Origin of the sequence: Tumebacillus lacus (assembly GCF_026410385.1) — a bacterium.
Taxonomy (GTDB): Bacteria; Bacillota; Bacilli; order Tumebacillales; family Tumebacillaceae; genus Tumebacillus; species Tumebacillus lacus.
The window spans coordinates 95,253-111,188 of record NZ_JAPMLT010000003.1 but is presented as its reverse complement, the minus strand read 5'-3'; the positions used below and the strand labels follow the sequence as shown (position 1 = coordinate 111,188).

At 59.7% G+C, this 15,936-nt stretch carries 15 protein-coding genes; 12 read left to right on the top strand and 3 right to left on the bottom strand.

Features of this window, described 5'->3' with window-relative positions; translation table 11 throughout:
* The first annotated feature begins 75 nt into the window (after positions 1-75).
* Both OS242_RS07745 and OS242_RS07740 read left to right on the top strand, forming a co-directional pair.
* Positions 76-1,305: an ATP-grasp domain-containing protein gene (locus OS242_RS07745; RefSeq protein ID WP_267151104.1), complete on the top strand. Its 1,230-nt coding sequence runs from the start codon at positions 76-78 to the stop codon at positions 1,303-1,305.
* Between the two features lie 16 nt (positions 1,306-1,321).
* The gene (locus OS242_RS07740) at positions 1,322-2,560 is read left to right on the top strand and encodes an ATP-grasp domain-containing protein (RefSeq protein ID WP_267151103.1); all 1,239 of its coding nucleotides are present in this window, start codon (positions 1,322-1,324) and stop codon (positions 2,558-2,560) included.
* 26 nt (positions 2,561-2,586) lie between these two features.
* On the opposite strand, the gene OS242_RS07735 is transcribed toward OS242_RS07740, so the two are convergent.
* Positions 2,587-3,861, bottom strand: coding sequence for an MDR family MFS transporter (locus OS242_RS07735; RefSeq protein WP_267151102.1), 1,275 nt, complete (start codon positions 3,859-3,861; stop codon positions 2,587-2,589).
* Positions 3,862-4,013: 152 nt separating this feature from the next.
* Here OS242_RS07735 and OS242_RS07730 point away from each other — a divergent pair, with 152 nt between their 5' ends.
* From OS242_RS07730 to chrA, 6 genes are all read left to right on the top strand, one after another.
* Positions 4,014-4,736, top strand: coding sequence for a cytochrome c biogenesis CcdA family protein (locus OS242_RS07730; protein WP_267151101.1), 723 nt, complete (start codon positions 4,014-4,016; stop codon positions 4,734-4,736).
* A gap of 15 nt (positions 4,737-4,751) precedes the next feature.
* On the top strand, positions 4,752-5,333 hold the full coding sequence (locus OS242_RS07725) for a TlpA family protein disulfide reductase (protein ID WP_267151100.1): 582 nt from the start codon (positions 4,752-4,754) through the stop codon (positions 5,331-5,333).
* The gene (locus tag OS242_RS07720) at positions 5,330-6,004 is read left to right on the top strand and encodes a response regulator transcription factor (RefSeq protein ID WP_267151099.1); all 675 of its coding nucleotides are present in this window, start codon (positions 5,330-5,332) and stop codon (positions 6,002-6,004) included. Before OS242_RS07725 ends, OS242_RS07720 begins: the two co-directional genes overlap by 4 nt.
* On the top strand, positions 6,001-7,380 hold the full coding sequence (locus tag OS242_RS07715; protein WP_267151098.1) for a sensor histidine kinase: 1,380 nt from the start codon (positions 6,001-6,003) through the stop codon (positions 7,378-7,380). The genes OS242_RS07720 and OS242_RS07715 overlap by 4 nt, the downstream gene beginning before the upstream one ends.
* A gap of 73 nt (positions 7,381-7,453) precedes the next feature.
* On the top strand, positions 7,454-9,037 hold the full coding sequence (locus tag OS242_RS07710; protein ID WP_267151097.1) for a multicopper oxidase family protein: 1,584 nt from the start codon (positions 7,454-7,456) through the stop codon (positions 9,035-9,037).
* Positions 9,038-9,159: 122 nt separating this feature from the next.
* A complete protein-coding gene (gene chrA, locus OS242_RS07705) occupies positions 9,160-10,350 on the top strand; it encodes a chromate efflux transporter (protein ID WP_267151096.1) in 1,191 nt (396 codons plus the stop codon).
* Positions 10,351-10,402: 52 nt separating this feature from the next.
* Here chrA and OS242_RS07700 read toward each other — a convergent pair whose 3' ends face one another.
* Both OS242_RS07700 and OS242_RS07695 read right to left on the bottom strand, forming a co-directional pair.
* A complete protein-coding gene (locus OS242_RS07700; RefSeq protein WP_267151095.1) occupies positions 10,403-10,723 on the bottom strand; it encodes a hypothetical protein in 321 nt (106 codons plus the stop codon).
* A 119-nt stretch (positions 10,724-10,842) separates the two neighbouring features.
* The gene (locus tag OS242_RS07695) at positions 10,843-11,064 is read right to left on the bottom strand and encodes a hypothetical protein (protein ID WP_267151094.1); all 222 of its coding nucleotides are present in this window, start codon (positions 11,062-11,064) and stop codon (positions 10,843-10,845) included.
* A 156-nt stretch (positions 11,065-11,220) separates the two neighbouring features.
* Between OS242_RS07695 and OS242_RS07690 the strand changes: the two genes are divergently transcribed.
* The 4 genes from OS242_RS07690 (at position 11,221) to OS242_RS07675 (ending at position 15,861) form a co-directional block, all read left to right on the top strand.
* Positions 11,221-11,568, top strand: coding sequence for an ArsR/SmtB family transcription factor (locus OS242_RS07690; protein ID WP_267151093.1), 348 nt, complete (start codon positions 11,221-11,223; stop codon positions 11,566-11,568).
* A 33-nt stretch (positions 11,569-11,601) separates the two neighbouring features.
* Positions 11,602-14,019: a heavy metal translocating P-type ATPase gene (locus OS242_RS07685; protein WP_267151092.1), complete on the top strand. Its 2,418-nt coding sequence runs from the start codon at positions 11,602-11,604 to the stop codon at positions 14,017-14,019.
* 41 nt (positions 14,020-14,060) lie between these two features.
* Positions 14,061-14,612, top strand: a complete 552-nt coding sequence (locus OS242_RS07680) for a PCYCGC motif-containing (lipo)protein (RefSeq protein WP_267151091.1) — start codon at positions 14,061-14,063, stop codon at positions 14,610-14,612.
* 88 nt (positions 14,613-14,700) lie between these two features.
* Positions 14,701-15,861, top strand: coding sequence for a pyridoxal phosphate-dependent aminotransferase (locus tag OS242_RS07675; RefSeq protein WP_267151090.1), 1,161 nt, complete (start codon positions 14,701-14,703; stop codon positions 15,859-15,861).
* Positions 15,862-15,936 lie beyond the last annotated feature (75 nt).

The following is a 15,936-nucleotide window of genomic DNA, read 5'->3' as shown; positions in this document are numbered from 1 at the left end:
TGCAAACACACGTATCATCAGGGGGATGTGCTATCTGGCGCATCCCTCTATACAAATCAAAGGAGTGGAAACCTTGTGAAAAAAGTGCTGATCGTTGAACCTTCGTCTTCGGGATACGTTCTGATCCAGAAAGGCAACGAGTGCGGTCACAAAGTGATCGTGATGACATACGACGCTGACGACCGCAAAATTCCAGAGCGCTATCTGCAGTACGCAGACGAACTTGTCATCGTGGACACAAATGACGATCAGGCTGCTATTCAAAAGGCGCGGGAGTATCATCAAGCTCACGGGATCGACGCTGTCGTCCCCGGCTTTGAATATTACGTTCCACTCGCGGCGCAAATCAGCGCCGATCTGGGTCTGCGCGGACTCAACCCGAACACGGTGCGAAGCCTGCGCGAGAAAGACATCATGCGCGAAGCCCTGCACGCAGCAGGAGTGCGCGTCCCTCGTTTTCGTCTTGTCTCCACAAAGAACGAACTGCAAGCGGCCATCGATTATGTCGGTTACCCTTGCGTCATCAAACCGGTGGACCTGTCGGGCTCGATGAACGTCCGCAAAGTCTCCACTTTTGAAGAATTGCTCGCCGGCTACCAAGCCATCAACCAGACGGATATCACGGACCTCGGTCGTCTGTCGCGCAAAGATGTGCTGATCGAAGAGTACATCTCCGGCCCGGAGTTTAGCGTCGAAGGCTATGCGGAGGGGGACAAAGTCACCTTCCTCTCCATCACTGAAAAGCTGCTCTCGCCGGAGCCCTACTTTGTTGAAGTCGGTCACATCGTCAGCGCCGACCTGGGGCCTGACATAGAAGAAACGGTCTACCGTTATGTCGCCGATGTGGTGCGCGCTCTGAACGTCACCGTCGGACCTTTCCACTGCGAGATCCGTCTCGCGGAAGACGGACCGGTGGCGATGGAACTGGCCGCTCGCCTCGCGGGCGACCACATCATCGACCTCATCGAATACGCCAAAGGCATCGACCTTTACAAAATTACATTTGATTCGTTCCTCGGACAGATCGAGGAACAGAAAAAGCCGATCACGTTAAACCGCAATCTGTTTGCCGGGATCAAGTTCTTTTTCCGTCCTGAACTGCGCAGTTATTCGGCGGTTGACGGCCTCGACGATCTCAAGTCGCGACCGGGCTTCCAAGAGATGGACATCACGTTGGAACCGGGTCGCGGCATGGACAACTCGTCCTACGCGGGTCGACTCGGCTTTATGATCTACACCAATGAAAATTATGAAGAACTGAAAACGACGCTGGACGAAGCGGACCGCGTCGTGCAGTTCACCTAAAACAGGGGGCACTCTCATGAACGGGAAACGCATTTTGATCATGAATCGCTGGCCCGACGATTTTGCCGACTATGAAAAAATCGTCGATCATAAGGAAAATACCGTCTTTTATATCGTCAACGCAGACGGCAAGCTCGGTCTGACGGCAGGCCCGGAAGATATCGCGAAACTGATCGAAGTGGAAAACATCGAAGACATCGATGTGCTCGATGCGGCGTGCCGCGAGATCATCGATGAGTTTGGCGGCATCGACCGTCTGATCGCAGGCTCCGAGTTTGACCTGATCCAAGCGGCGACGATCCGCACCCGCTTTGGCATCGAAGGCATCCAAGAGCACCAAGTGGCGATGTACCGCGACAAAGTCGCGATGAAAGTCCGCATGAAGCGTGAAGGGATGCGTGTGCCGCACTTCCTCGACTGCGAAGATGCGGAAGGCGTGTTGACGTTTGCCGCAGAAGTCGGCTACCCGCTGATCCTCAAGCCGAAAGCGGGTGCCGCGTCGCAAGGCGTGCACAAAGTCGACGATGAAGAGACGCTCCGCTCGTTGCTGCCGACGCTCGATTTTACCGACTATGAGTGCGAAGAGTTTGTCGAGGGCACGATCTATCACGTGGACGGCCTCGTTTACAAAGGCGAGTTCCAGTTTGTGAAAGTGTCGGCCTACATCAACACGTGCCTGGAGTTCAACTACGGCAAACCGCTCGGCTCCTACACGCTCCAACACGGTCCGGTGAACGACCTGCTCGAAGACTTCACCGCGAAAACGCTGCAGGCGTTGGAACTGACCGACAGCGCGTTCCATTTGGAGATCATCATGAAAAACGAGGTTGAACCGGTGTTCCTTGAGATCGGCGCCCGCGTGGGCGGCGGCGAGATCACCTATTTGTACAAAGAGATGTATGGCATCGACATGGTGACCCAGTGGATGAAGATCGACGCGGGTCAGTTCACCGGCGTCACGCTGAAAGAGGACGCGCCGAAATACGGCGGCTTCCTGATGATTCCGCAGCCGATGGGCGAAGCGAGCGAAGTCGTGGCGGCGAAGAGCCTCATGGGCGAGATCCCGACGATGATCGGCGAGATCCTGCCGAAGGTCGGACAGCAATTTACCGGCAAAGGCGGCTATCTCGACATCAACGGCCGCTACATGTTTGCGGGGGATACGCTGGAAGACGTGGTCCGCGACATTCACGCGACGATCGACAACGCGCTGGTCGAGACCAAACCGGTCGAGGAAGCCTGCGCAATTTCATAAGAAAAAACGGCAGGTCGCCTCTTGGTTCAGGAAGGCGACTTGCCGTTTTTTGGTGACGGGAGCGGAGCGGCGGGCTGTTCGGGACTGACTCGTTCGCCGAGCACCCGGTTGAGCGGCAGAGCCAGCCGTCCCCAAAAGGTCAGTGCGTAGTAGGTCAGGCCGACCAGCACGCCGGTCACGGCGAACAGGGTCCACGGCAGATAGAGCACATGGCGGGCGACGGCGTACTCCATCAACTGACCGCCGCCCATGTTGCCGATCGCTTCGCCTGCACCGAAAACAAACGCGGCAACGCCGAAGTAGTTGCCGATCTGCTCCGGCTTGGACAGATCGGAGACGATGGCGTCGGAGGTCGGCATGATGAACATCTGGCCGAAGTTAAACAACACCGCGCTCGCCAGCAGATGCCAAAACGATGAGGAAAAGGCCACCGACCCGAGCGCGATGCCGACGATTACCGTGCCGAGGGCCATCGCTTGCAAGGGATGCAGGTGTTTGGTGAACCAGCGGGTGAGCGGGCTTTGCAGGAGGATGACAAAGACGCTGGTCGTCGTCCAGATCAGGCCGATCCGTTCCGCCGCATGGATCTGGTCGGCTCGCAGCGGCAGAGACAGCGCAAACTGTGTAAACAGCGCCCAGACAAAGATCGTGACAAAGCTGAACAGCAAAAACGGCCGGTCTGTCAACAGGTCGCGAAAAGATCCGCGCTGTCTCTCCGGACAGTTCTCGCCCGTGCAGTCCGCTGCGATCAGCACCTGATGCGCCGCAGCCAACGCCAGATAGATCACCGCCGTGCCGGCAAACAGCACCGTGCTGGAGCGGGTGAGCAGAAACGTCCCGAGCAAAGGTCCCAGCGTCACGCCGATGTTGGCGGCGATGCCGCGCCAGGAAAAGGCAGTGGTCCGCTCGCCCTGCGCGGCGTAGGTGGCGATGCCCGCTTTGGCCGAGGGCATGTAAAATCCGCTGCCGGCCCCGGCGATCAGATTGGCCGCCAGCAGGGCGGGAAAGGACCCGGCCCAGATGAACAGCAGGAGGCCGCCGCTCCGAACGATCAGACCGCCGACCATCGTCCGCCTGCGCCCCAGCCGGTCGGAGATCGCGCCGCCCAGCAGCGAGCCGGCCAGATAGGCCACCGAACCTGCCGCGAGCACGAAGCCGACCTGCGAGAGGGGAAGTCCTTTTTCTTTCGCGAGGATGATGGAGAAATAGGGCACGAGCATATAGGTGCCCAGATGTGTAAACAAAACGCCGTTGAGCAATACCCAAACCGGTCGGGCTAATGTAGGCCAGAAAGCTCGCAACAGGGATCACCTCGCCCTTACGTTGCCACGGTAGCCGCGCAGCTATCCGAGAACGGTCACAGTCCTGTCAAAAAGAAACCGCTCCTTGAGTCTGCATCCGTTTGTCCGTATGATAAGTTTAAAGAGCAAACTTCACTCAGGAGGACCTTCCATTGTTTGAAACAGCCAATCCGAATTTCTATATCGCGTTTCTCGCAGGGCTGTTGTCGTTTGTTTCGCCCTGCACGCTGCCGCTCTACCCGTCCTACCTCTCGTTTATCACCGGCATGTCCTATGAGCAGATGCAGGATCAGAACAACCGGGGCGCGATTCGACGCAAAGCGCTGACTTACTCGTTCTTCTTCGTGCTCGGATTTTCGATCATCTTCGTCGTGCTCGGCTTCTCGGCCGGGACGCTGGGCGGTCTGTTTGCCGACTACGGTCCGTTGATCCGTCAGATCGGCGGGATCTTGATCATCCTGATGGGCCTGTTTATGATGGGCTTTTTGAAGCTCGATTTCTTGATGAAAGAGAGCAAGTTTCACCTGAAGTCAAAGCCGGTCGGGTACCTTGGCGCGGTGCTGGTCGGCATCTCGTTTGCGGCCGGTTGGACGCCGTGCATGGGACCGATCCTCGCGTCGGTGCTGCTGCTCGCCGCCAACAACCCGCTCAGCGGCTGGAGCCTGATGTTGTTCTACTCGCTCGGGTTTGCCATCCCGTTCCTCGTGATGTCATACACGCTGTCCTCGATGCGCTGGCTGGTGAAATACTCCGGTCTCGTGCAGAAGGTCGGGGGCTTTGGCATGGTCGTGATGGGCATCCTGTTGATGACCAACGCGATGACGGCGATTACGATCTGGCTGACCGGTCTGTTCGGCGGCTGGCAAGGTTTCTAGGAGGGAGAGTCTGATATGGCCATTTCGAAAAACATCTGGATCGGTGCGGCGCTTACTGTTGCCGTGCTGGGAGCGGCTGCCTACTTCAGCACCACAGGCGGGCAAGAGGCCGGCTCCGGCACCACGGCGACCGAGACGCAGCAAGGCACGGAGCAACAGGAGCCGACCGCTCAGGTCGGCTATCCGGCTCCCGATTTTACTCTGACCGACCTTGACGGCAACACGGTCAAACTGTCCGAGTTGAAAGGCAAGCCGCTCGTGTTGAACTTTTGGGCTTCGTGGTGCGGGCCGTGCAAACAGGAGATGCCCGATCTGCAGGCGATCTACGACCAGTACAAGGATCAGGCGGTCTTTTACGGCGTCAACCTGACGATGCAGGACAGCGAGGAGAAGGCTCGCCAGTTCGTCAAGGACATGGGGTTGACTTTCCCGATGCTGCTCGACAAGACGGGCGAACCGAGCCAGGAGTACCGGATCTTCACCGTTCCGACCACCTACGCGATCGACCGCAACGGCGTGATCATGGAGATCCGCAAAGGGGCGATCTCGAAAGCCGCGATGGACGGCATGCTGTCGCGCATCGTCAAACCGTCATGAGTCGCGAGCGCATCCTGATCGCCGACGATGAGGCGGACATGCGTACGCTGCTTCGGATCGCTTTGCAAGCGCAGGGCTACGAGACGCTGGAGGCAGAAAACGGCCGTGTCGCCTGCGCGATGCTGGAGCGGGACGCGGTCGATCTGCTCATCCTCGACATCATGATGCCGGAGATGGACGGCTATCGCGTGTTGCGCGAGTTGCGCGGCGAAGAGCGGATGCCGCCGACGTTGATCCTGTCGGCCAGAGGCAGCGTCGACGACCGCGTGCAAGGGTTGGAGCTCGGAGCGAGCGATTATCTGGTCAAGCCGTTCGACATGCGCGAACTGGTCGCCCGCGTCGCCGCTCTGCTCCGCCGCCACTCACCGCCGCGCGAGGATGAGTTTTTGATCGACAGGCTGGCCAAGGAAGTCCGCATCGCCGGGGCACGGCTCGATCTGACGCCCAAGGAGTTTGAACTGCTCGAACTGCTGGCCAACCGGCCGCAGCAGGTGTTCACCCGCGAACAGATCGTCGAGCTGCTCTGGGGCTATGACTACACAGGCGAACTGCGGGCGGTCGACACGCACATCAAAAATATCCGGCTGAAACTGCGCGAGGCGGGGGCCGATCCGGGCCGAGTCGCCACCGTGCGCGGATTTGGTTACAAATATGAGGCGGGACAGGCATGAGGATCACGGGCAAGATCGTCCTGATCCTCATTTTGCTGTTTGCGGCGGTGATGACCCCGCTGACGCTGGTCATCGACCGGATGGTGGTCGACCTTTACACCACCCATATCGCCGATGAGCTAAAAGAAGAAGGGCAAAAGATGAGCTCGGTGATGGACGACGACCAGCAACAACACCTGCAGCACATCATCCGGGCGTTGAGCGAGGTCTCCGTGCATCACTATCTGCTCGTCGACGAGTCGGGTGCCGCGGTGATCGCCACACCGGAGGCGCAAGGCATGGTCGACCAGCCGGACGTCGAACCCTATCTGCGGGACGTGCTCCAAGGACGGGAGGTCGCGTTTGAACAGCGCATCGAATATGCACAGCCGTACTATGCGGTCGGATACCCGATCTTTGGGACGGAAGGACAGGTGCACGGCGGACTGTTCCTGTTTTCCTCGTTGCTCCCGGTCGATGTGGCACTGGCCGATTTTCATCAGCGGTTGCTTTTGATCGGCAGCCTCGTGCTGCTGGCGGCATTGGGGCTGATCCTCGTGTTTGCCCGCGGGATGGCTCTACCTTTGCTGCGGATGAAAAATGTGACTGGACAACTGGCCGACCATCAATATGAGGCACGTGTGGAGGTGACCACCCGCGATGAGATCGGTCAGCTCGGCCAGTCGATCAACGAACTGGCGGTGCGTCTTCAGTATCATGAGGAGCAGCGGAACGAATTTCTCGCCGATGTCACGCATGAACTGCGCACGCCTCTGTCCTACATCCAAGGCTACAGCCAAGTGCTGGAGCAGGGCTGGGTGCAGGACGAGGCGGAGCAGACCCGCTATCTCCAACTGATCGTACGGGAGACGCAGCGGTTGCAACGGCTCGTCGGCGACCTCGCCGATCTGGCGGAGATGGAGGCGGCCGTTCCCCGTCATGTGCCGGCTCCGGTCGACCTCGCCGACGTGATCGCGTCGACGGTGGAGAAAATTCAACCGGTCGCCAATGAAAAGGAGATCAGACTGCAAACGATCACCGAGTCCACTCGCATCTGCGGGGATCGTGACCGGCTGGAGCAGGTGTTGATCAATTTGCTTCACAACGCGATTCGCTTTACGGAGCCGGGGGGCGAGGTGCAGGTGATCTTGCACCATCGGGATCGTGAGTGCGAACTGCTCGTCACCGACACGGGGATCGGCATCCCGCCGGATGATCTGCCCCATCTGTTCGAGCGATTTTACCGCGTCGAAAAGTCACGCAACCGGGAAAAGGGCGGCATGGGCCTTGGCCTTGCCATCGTGAAGCGGATCGTCGACAGTCACGGCGGCCGGGTGACGGTGGAAAGCGAACCGGATGTCGGCACGACAGTCAGGATTTTTTTCCCTTTTTCTTGATGCTACACGAGATCTACACATTGTGCGGGTACAATGACCTCAATCAGAAATTTTTGGAGAGAGGTGACCCCACATGAACAGATCTGTATGGATCGGTCTGATCGGCGGCCTCGCCGTGATCGGTGCCACGCTCGGCGGCTATGCGCTCTGGCAGCCGGAGGCGCAACAGACCGCGACCATGACCGTCCCGGCTGCTGCCAAGACGGACGGGCAGGGTGCGTATAAAGAGTTTGTTTTGGAAGCAAAGGAAAGCAACTGGGTCTTGAAAGAAGGCTTGGAGGTCCCGGCCTGGACGTACAACGGCACCGTGCCGGGCGGACAAGTCCGCGTCACGGAAGGCGACCGCGTCAAAGTCGTGCTGAACAACTCGCTGTCCGAGCCGGTCTCGATCCACTGGCACGGCTATCCGGTGCCAAACGCGATGGACGGCATCCCGGGCGTCACGCAAAACGCGGTCAAGCCGGGCGAGTCGTTTACGTATGAGTTTGTGGCGACTGTGCCGGGCACGTATTGGTACCACTCCCATCAAGACGGCGCCAATCAGGTCGACCGCGGGCTCTACGGCACGCTGGTCGTCGAGCCGAAACAGCCGACGGTCACGTACGACCGCGACTACACGCTCGTCCTCGATGAGTGGAACCCGCAAATGTTTGGCGCGACCGCCGAAAAGGGTAAATCGTCCACCGACCACAGCGGGCATGATAGGGGCAACAGCAACACAGGGGACGGCATGGATCACAGCGGCCACGACATGAGCGGCATGAGCGGCGAGATGACTCATGATGCGATGATGAAGATGATGTACAACGTCTACACCGTCAACGGCAAGGCCGGTTCTGACATCGGCCGTCTCGAAGTCACAAAGGGCGAGACGGTCAAACTCCGCTTCATCAACGCCGGCTTCATGCGCCACCGTGTTCACCTGCAAGGCCAACCGTATCGCATCACCCACACCGACGGCCAAGCGATCGCCGACGCGCCGCTGCTCGAAGGCGCGGAGATGTTTGAGATCGCGCCGGGTGAACGCTATGACATCGAGTTTGTCGCCGACGGCACGCCGTTCACCATCGACTATCACGATGAAGCGGAAGCAGCCCGCGAGCTGAAGATCCCGGTCGTCTACACCGGCGACCTGAAAGCGGTCGACCGCGAAGCGGACGGCGAGGCCAACCCGGCACTCGTCGACATCTCCCGCTACGGCAAAGGGGATGCGGCCGCCGCACAGCCGATCTACGATATTGAAAAGCACTTCGTCCTCGATTCGAAAAAAGACAGCAACGGCAACGAGGTCTACACGATCAACGGCAAGACCTTCCCAAACACCGAGCAAGTGAACGTGAAGAAAGGTCAGCAGGTCAAATTTACCCTGACCAACCCCGGTACGTCCGATCACCCGATGCATCTGCACGGCCACTTTTTCCGCGTGCTGTCCAAAGACGGCAAAGCGGTGAGCGGCGCGCCGTTGCTCAAAGACACGTTGAACGTGCGGCCGGGTGAAACGTACGAGATCGCCTTCACCGCCGACAACGACGGCAATTGGATGCTCCACTGCCACGACCTGCACCACGCGGCGGCAGGGATGATGACGCATGTCAACTATGACGGCTACAAACCGTCGTTCACGCCCGATCCGACAGCGGGCAACAATCCGGAATAACAAAGAGAGAAGCCGAGGTGGCGCACACCTCGGCTTTATTTTGTTAATTTGCATAGACATTTTATCGGAAATCGCCTATTATATTCGCGAAATCATCATCGTTTCCAGTAGGAGGCCTGTTCATGAACGAACACCATGCCCCGGATCAAGAGATCGCCTACCGCGACCTTGACCCGGCCGAACGTCGCGCACGGCAGAAGGAAGTCGCAGCCGTCTTTCTCAAGCTCGGCACCATCGCGTTCGGCGGCCCGGCTGCCCACATCGCCATGATGGACGACGAACTGGTCAAAAAGCGCAAATGGCTGTCCCGCGATCAGTTTCTTGATCTGCTCGGTGCGTCCAACCTGATCCCGGGACCCAACTCGACCGAACTGGCGATCCACATCGGCTACCAGCGCGCCGGGTGGCTCGGTCTGCTGCTCGCGGGCAGTTGCTTCATCGTGCCGGCGATGCTGATCGTGCTGCTGTTTGCCGTCATGTACACCGCGTTCGGCACGGTGCCCGCCGTCGGCAGTATCCTCTACGGGATCAAGCCGGTCATCTTCGCCATCGTCCTGCAGGCTTTGTGGGGACTCGGCCGCTCGGCGGTGAAAAACGTCTCCACCGGGATCGCCGGGGCTGCCGTGGTGGTCCTGACGCTGCTCGGGCTCAACGAGATCCTGTTGCTCGCTCTGGCAGGTCTTGGTGTCATGTTGATCTATAACCGCCATCGGATCGGCAACGCATCCGCGTCCCTCTTTCTGCCGCTGCCTGGTCTGTATATGGCCGATCTGCCGGAAAAGGCCGCTCAGTCGGCGATGTCTCTGTCTGCTCTGTTTTTCACCTTCTTGAAAATCGGTTCGGTGCTGTACGGGAGCGGCTACGTCCTGCTCGCGTTCTTGCAGACCGACTTTGTGGATCGCACCGGTGCGATCACCGCGCAGCAGTTGCTGGACAGCGTCGCCATCGGCCAGTTCACACCAGGGCCGGTGTTTACCACCGCGACCTTTATCGGTTACCTGATCGACGGCGTGCCGGGGGCGTTGCTTGCGACGCTGGCGATCTTCCTGCCCGCGTTCGTGTTCGTCGCGCTCACTCATCGCCTGATCGCCAAACTGCGCCGCTCGCCGTGGATGTCCGGATTTCTCGACGGGGTCAACGTCGCGTCGCTGGCGTTGATGGGGCTCGTCTCGTGGAAACTCGGATACACCGCGCTGGTCGACGGGCTGACCGTCGGGCTGGCCGCCGTCGCGCTGCTGCTCGTCTTCCGGTTGAAAATCAACTCGGCGTGGCTCGTGCTCGGCGGCGGATTGATCGGATTTTTATTGGGATAAGAGAAAGACCAACCCCCGCCAAACGGGGAGTTGGTCTTTTTTCGCTGTGAGATTACAACCAGTAGCGGCCGTAACCGCGATATCCGTAGCCGTATCCCCAAGGACCAAACCAAGGAGAGAGAGCTGCCAGCGTGAAGAAGGGGAGGAACAAAAGCGGCCAGAACACCGCTTCCGCCTGCAGGTCTCCTGCTTGATCCGCGTGGGTGAACGCAGCTTCTTTGCCTTCTGCCGATGCGAGGCCGGTACCTTGTTGCAGGTAGATCCCGTCGTTCGTCACGCGGTGGACGACACCGACATGACGGCGTCCGTCCCGGCATTGGCAGACGACCGGTTTGCCGAGATAGCTCTGGGCATGAGTTTGAGTGATCGCCATCTTGATACACCTCCTCTGTGCGTGTTTTCTTGATCAATGTACGAAACAAGAGGGGGCCAAGCATTCCGCATTCGCTGAAATGTGGCGCGAATGTGTGAAAATGGTCGAATGTCTGGCTGTCAGGCGGAGGGGTGGGTGAAAAGGTCCTGCACGTTGCGCAGCCGAACCGGGATGACGAGGAACAGCCGCCCCACGCTGCCGTACGTGCGTACGCGCAGAGTGGTTTGGCTGACGGCGGTCAGGCGGCCGATCACGATCTCGCCCTTCAACTGCCGGGCGCGTTCACGCATTGTGTGCTGCGTTTGCAGCGTGTCTTGCGTTTCCGGATTGATGCTGGCCATGCTGCTGGCACCTCCTGTTTGCTCTTAGCAGTGTATGTGCGACCTGTCCGAAACGTATGGATGGTTGTCCGTTGACAAGAGCGGACATGGTGCGATAGATTGGGGGTAACATATGAACAGTTGCTCATATATGATGATGAAAAGGGGGTGAACGATGTGGAGCGTGTCTGTTACAACGTGAACCATCACGAGACGGTGGCCCGGGTGCGGGAGAAACAGTTGGCGGAGGATCAGGTCCGGGATGTGGCGGCGATCTTTCAGGCGATGGGAGATCCGACGCGAGTGCGCATTTTGCATGCGCTGGTGCAGTCGGAAATGTGCGTGTGCGACCTCGCCGCGGTGTTGGAGATGACCCAGTCGGCCGTCTCGCATCAACTGCGCAACCTGCGCAATCTCCGCATCATCAAACGGCGCAAGGAAGGGCGCGTCGCGTACTACAACATCGACGATGAGCACATCAAGACCCTGTTTGAGACGGGGTTGCACCATGTGTCGCATCGATAAGCATCTTGTCAAGACCGAGGAGGGGGAGACAAAATGGGAACTCGACACGGCCCTCATCATGACCATGACCATGATGAGGAACGCCAAGACCATCACGAACTCCCGCTGACGGGATCATGCTGCGCGGACACATCATGCGCCGGGGATGAACACGATGCGAGTATCGCATCATGTTGCACGGATACGACCTGCGTCGTGGATGAACAGTCCGCGAGTCCTGCTTCCTGTTGCGACGCGACATCTTGCGGTGCAGTCGGAGAAGAGTTGCTCGTCTTGGACGATGCTGCGTCCGCATCGGCCGCCGATCTGCGCTTGATGCCGGGGGAGGCTCGCACCGTCTTTCACATCGACGGCATGGACTGCGGGGAGTGTGCGCGCACCGTCGAGCGCGTCGTGGGCAAACTGGACGGCGTGCGCGAGTTGCAGGTCAATTTCAACACGACGAAAATGACCGCCGTCCACACCGCCGCCATTCCGGCGATGATCCGCGCTGTCGAACAGGTCGGCTATCGCGGCACCGTGCTGGAGACGACCTCCGACGCGGCCGTCCCGGCAGCCGCCAGCCAGACCGCCTCCTTCTGGGACCGTCACAAACGCACGATCCTCACCGCCGTCTCCGGCGTCCTGCTCGGCGCGGGATTCGTCGCTGAGTACGCAGGGCCCGGCGGCCTGACCGCCATTTTCTTGTATCTGCTGGCCATTCTCACCGGCGGCTTCTATGCTGCCCGTGCCGGGCTGTATGCGCTGCGTTCCTTCACTCTCGACATGAACTTTCTCATGACCGTGGCGGCCGTCGGAGCGGCTTTGATCGGCGAATGGTCGGAAGGCGCGACCGTCGTCTTTCTGTTCGCCGTCGGCAACTGGCTGCAGGCCCAGACGATGGAGCGCACCCGTCGCTCGATCCGCTCCTTGATGGACCTCGCCCCCAAAGAAGCGCTCGTCCGCCGTCAAGGCCGGGAAGAGCGGCTGCCATTGGAACAGATCGGCATCGGCGACATCGTCATCGTCCGACCGGGCGAGCGCATCCCGATGGACGGCACCGTCTCGTCCGGCAGTTCCACCGTCAATCAGGCCCCTGTCACCGGCGAATCGATCCCTGTCTACAAAGTGACGGGCGACGACGTCTTTGCCGGCACGATCAACGAGACGGGCTCCTTTGAATTTCACGTCACCAAGCGCGTCGAAGACTCCACGCTGGCCCGCATGATCCACCTCGTCGAAGAAGCGCAGGCGCAACGCGCTCCGTCGCAGCAGTTTGTCGACCGCTTTGCCGCCGTCTACACCCCGGCTGTGGTGATCCTCGCTTTGCTGATCGCTTTGATCCCGCCGCTGTTGTTCGCGGGAGACTGGTCGGAGTGGATCTACCGCGCGCTGGCTTTGCTCGTCATCGCCTGCCCGTGCGCGCTCGTCATCTCGACGCCGGTCTCCATCGTCGCCGCCATCGGCAACGCGGCCCGACGGGGCGTGCTGATCAAAGGCGGCGCCTTCCTCGAAGAAGCAGGCCGCATCCGCGCCATCGCCTTTGACAAGACGGGCACGCTCACCGTCGGCCGCCCGGAAGTCGTGCGCGTCGAGGCGCTGGAAGGCCGCACCGAGCGGGACGTGCTCGCCGTCGCCGCCGCTGTCGAGTCCCGTTCCGAGCACCCGCTGGCACGCGCGATCCTCGAGGCGCATGCGACACATCATCCGGGTGAGCGGCTACAAAAAGTGGAGCATTTTCAAGCTCATGCCGGAAAAGGGGCGGAAGCAGTCGCCGACGGCATCACGTATCGCATCGGCAAACCGACATGGTTTGCGGACATGGGGTATACTAGTAGATGGGCTGCCGATCGCGTCGAGGCGGAACAACGTCTCGGCCGCACCGTCATGCTGCTGGCAGCAGACCGTGCGATCATCGGTCTGCTCTCCGTCGCGGACGTCGTCCGTCCGGAGAGCGTCGAGGCGATCCGGCACTTGCGAGCGGCAGGCATCGAACGCACAGTCCTTTTGACCGGCGACAACCAGCGGACAGCCGACGCCATCGGCGCGCAAGTCGGCGTCGACACGGCGCTCGGCGAACTGCTCCCCGAGCAAAAATTGGCGCAGATCCGCACGCTCCAGCAACAAGTCGGCCCGGTCGCCATGGTCGGCGACGGCATCAATGACGCCCCCGCCTTGGCGACCGCAGACATCGGCATCGCCATGGGCGGCGCCGGAACGGACACCGCTTTGGAGACGGCCGACCTCGTGTTGATGTCGGACGATCTCGCCCAGCTCCCTTTCACCATGCGACTGAGCCGCTCGGCCTTGCGCGTGATTCAGCAGAACATCTGGTTTTCCTTGCTCGTCAAGGCCGTGTTCCTGCTGCTGACCGTGTTCGGCCTCTCCAATTTGTGGATGGCCGTCTTCGCCGACACCGGCACCGCATTGCTAGTCATCGCGAACGGCATGAGGCTGCTTCGCGCCAAATAAGAGCATCAGCCAGCAAGGCCTAGAAAAAGGAGGCGCAGCACATGAAAAAATGGACATCCATCGCCGTTCTCGGCATCATCGCGACCAGCACCATCCTCGCCGGTTGCGGATCGCAGCAAGCAGAAAGCCCGGCTGCGGGTCACGATCACAGCTCCCAATCCGCTTCTCCGAGCACCAAACAGCCGGTTCTCGGCGAAAAACAAGTACGCCTGCAAAACGGCGACATCCAGGAGATCACCTCGTCTGTCGATCAACTGCCGACCTTCTTGGACAAAGCCAACCAAAAGATCAAATTTGCATACGTCAAAGCCGCGCAAAACAACGAACTTCTGCAAAGCATGCCGTGCTACTGCGGCTGCGGTGTGTCTGCCGGTCACAAAGACAACATGAACTGCTTCATCAAGGAAGTCAAAGGCGACGGTACCGTCGTCTGGGATGACCACGGCACCCGCTGCGACACCTGCATGGACATCGCGGTCGAAGCGTCCGAGATGAAAGAAAAAGGCAAGACCGTCAAAGAAATCCGCACCTACATCGACAACAAATACAAAGAGGGGTATGCCAAGCCGACCCCGACTCCGATGCCGAGCTGACCCACGGTGTCACAAAAGCCTGCTTTTCCAGCAGGCTTTTTTTGTTGTATAGTAGTACCGAATCGAAAGGAAAGGGGACTTTCAACCCATGAATATACATCAATCGGACCGCCTGCAAGGGTTGCCGACTCAGTTTTTTGCTTCCATCGTCGCCAAAGTCAACGCCGCCATCGCCGCCGGGCATGACGTGATCAACCTCGGTCAAGGCAACCCGGATCTGCCCACTCCGCCGCACATCGTCGACTCGCTGCGCCATGAGGTGCGCGACCCGGTCACGCACAAATACCCGCCGTTCTCCGGCTTGATCGAGCTGAAACAAGCGATCGCACACTGGTACAAGCAAGAGTATGACGTCGACCTCGACCCGGCCAAGGAGGTCGCCATCCTCTTCGGCGGCAAGACCGGCCTCGTCGAACTGCCGATGTGCCTGCTCAACCCCGGCGACGTCGCGCTGGTGCCGGACCCGGGCTACCCGGACTACTGGTCGGGCATCGCGCTGGCCGGCGCACAGATGCACATGATGCCGCTGGTTCGGGAAAACGGTTTTCTGCCCGATTATTCGCAGATCCCGCAGGACAGGCTCGCCAAGGCAAAATTGATGTTCCTCAACTACCCGAACAACCCGACTTCGGCGACCGCCACGCATGAATTTTACGCTGACACCGTTCGCTTTGCCGAAAAGCACGGCATCGTCGTCGCGTCCGACTTTGCGTACGGCGCGATCGGTTTTGACGGGGAAAAGCCGGCCTCCTTCCTGCAGACGCCCGGTGCGAAGGAAGTCGGCATCGAGTTTTACACGCTCTCCAAGACCTACAACATGGCGGGGTGGCGCGTCGGATTTGCCCTCGGCAACGCAGACGTCGTCGCTGCGATCAACCTGATCCAAGACCACTACTACTGCTCGGTGCCGGCCTTCATTCAGCGCGCCGCCGTCACCGCTCTGACCTCTTCACAAGACTGCGTCCGCGATCTGGTGGCGACATATCAGCGCCGTCGCGACGTGTTTGTCGGCGGGCTGCAAAAGGCCGGATATGACGTGCTCAATCCGAAGGGCTCTTTCTTTACTTGGGTGCCGGTGCCGGGCGGCATGAAGTCGATGGACTTCGCCGACCTGCTGCTGGAAAAAGCGCACGTCATGGTCGCGCCCGGCAACGGATTTGGCCCGCACGGCGAAGGGTATGTCCGCGTCGGACTGCTCAACACGGAAGCCCGGATGCAGGAAGCGGTGGAGAGAATGACTTCCATTTAAAAAAATGGGTTGACATCAAAGTTGTGAGGTTGTATTCTGTTGCAAGAACTTCTGTTACCAACTTCATAGCGTTTC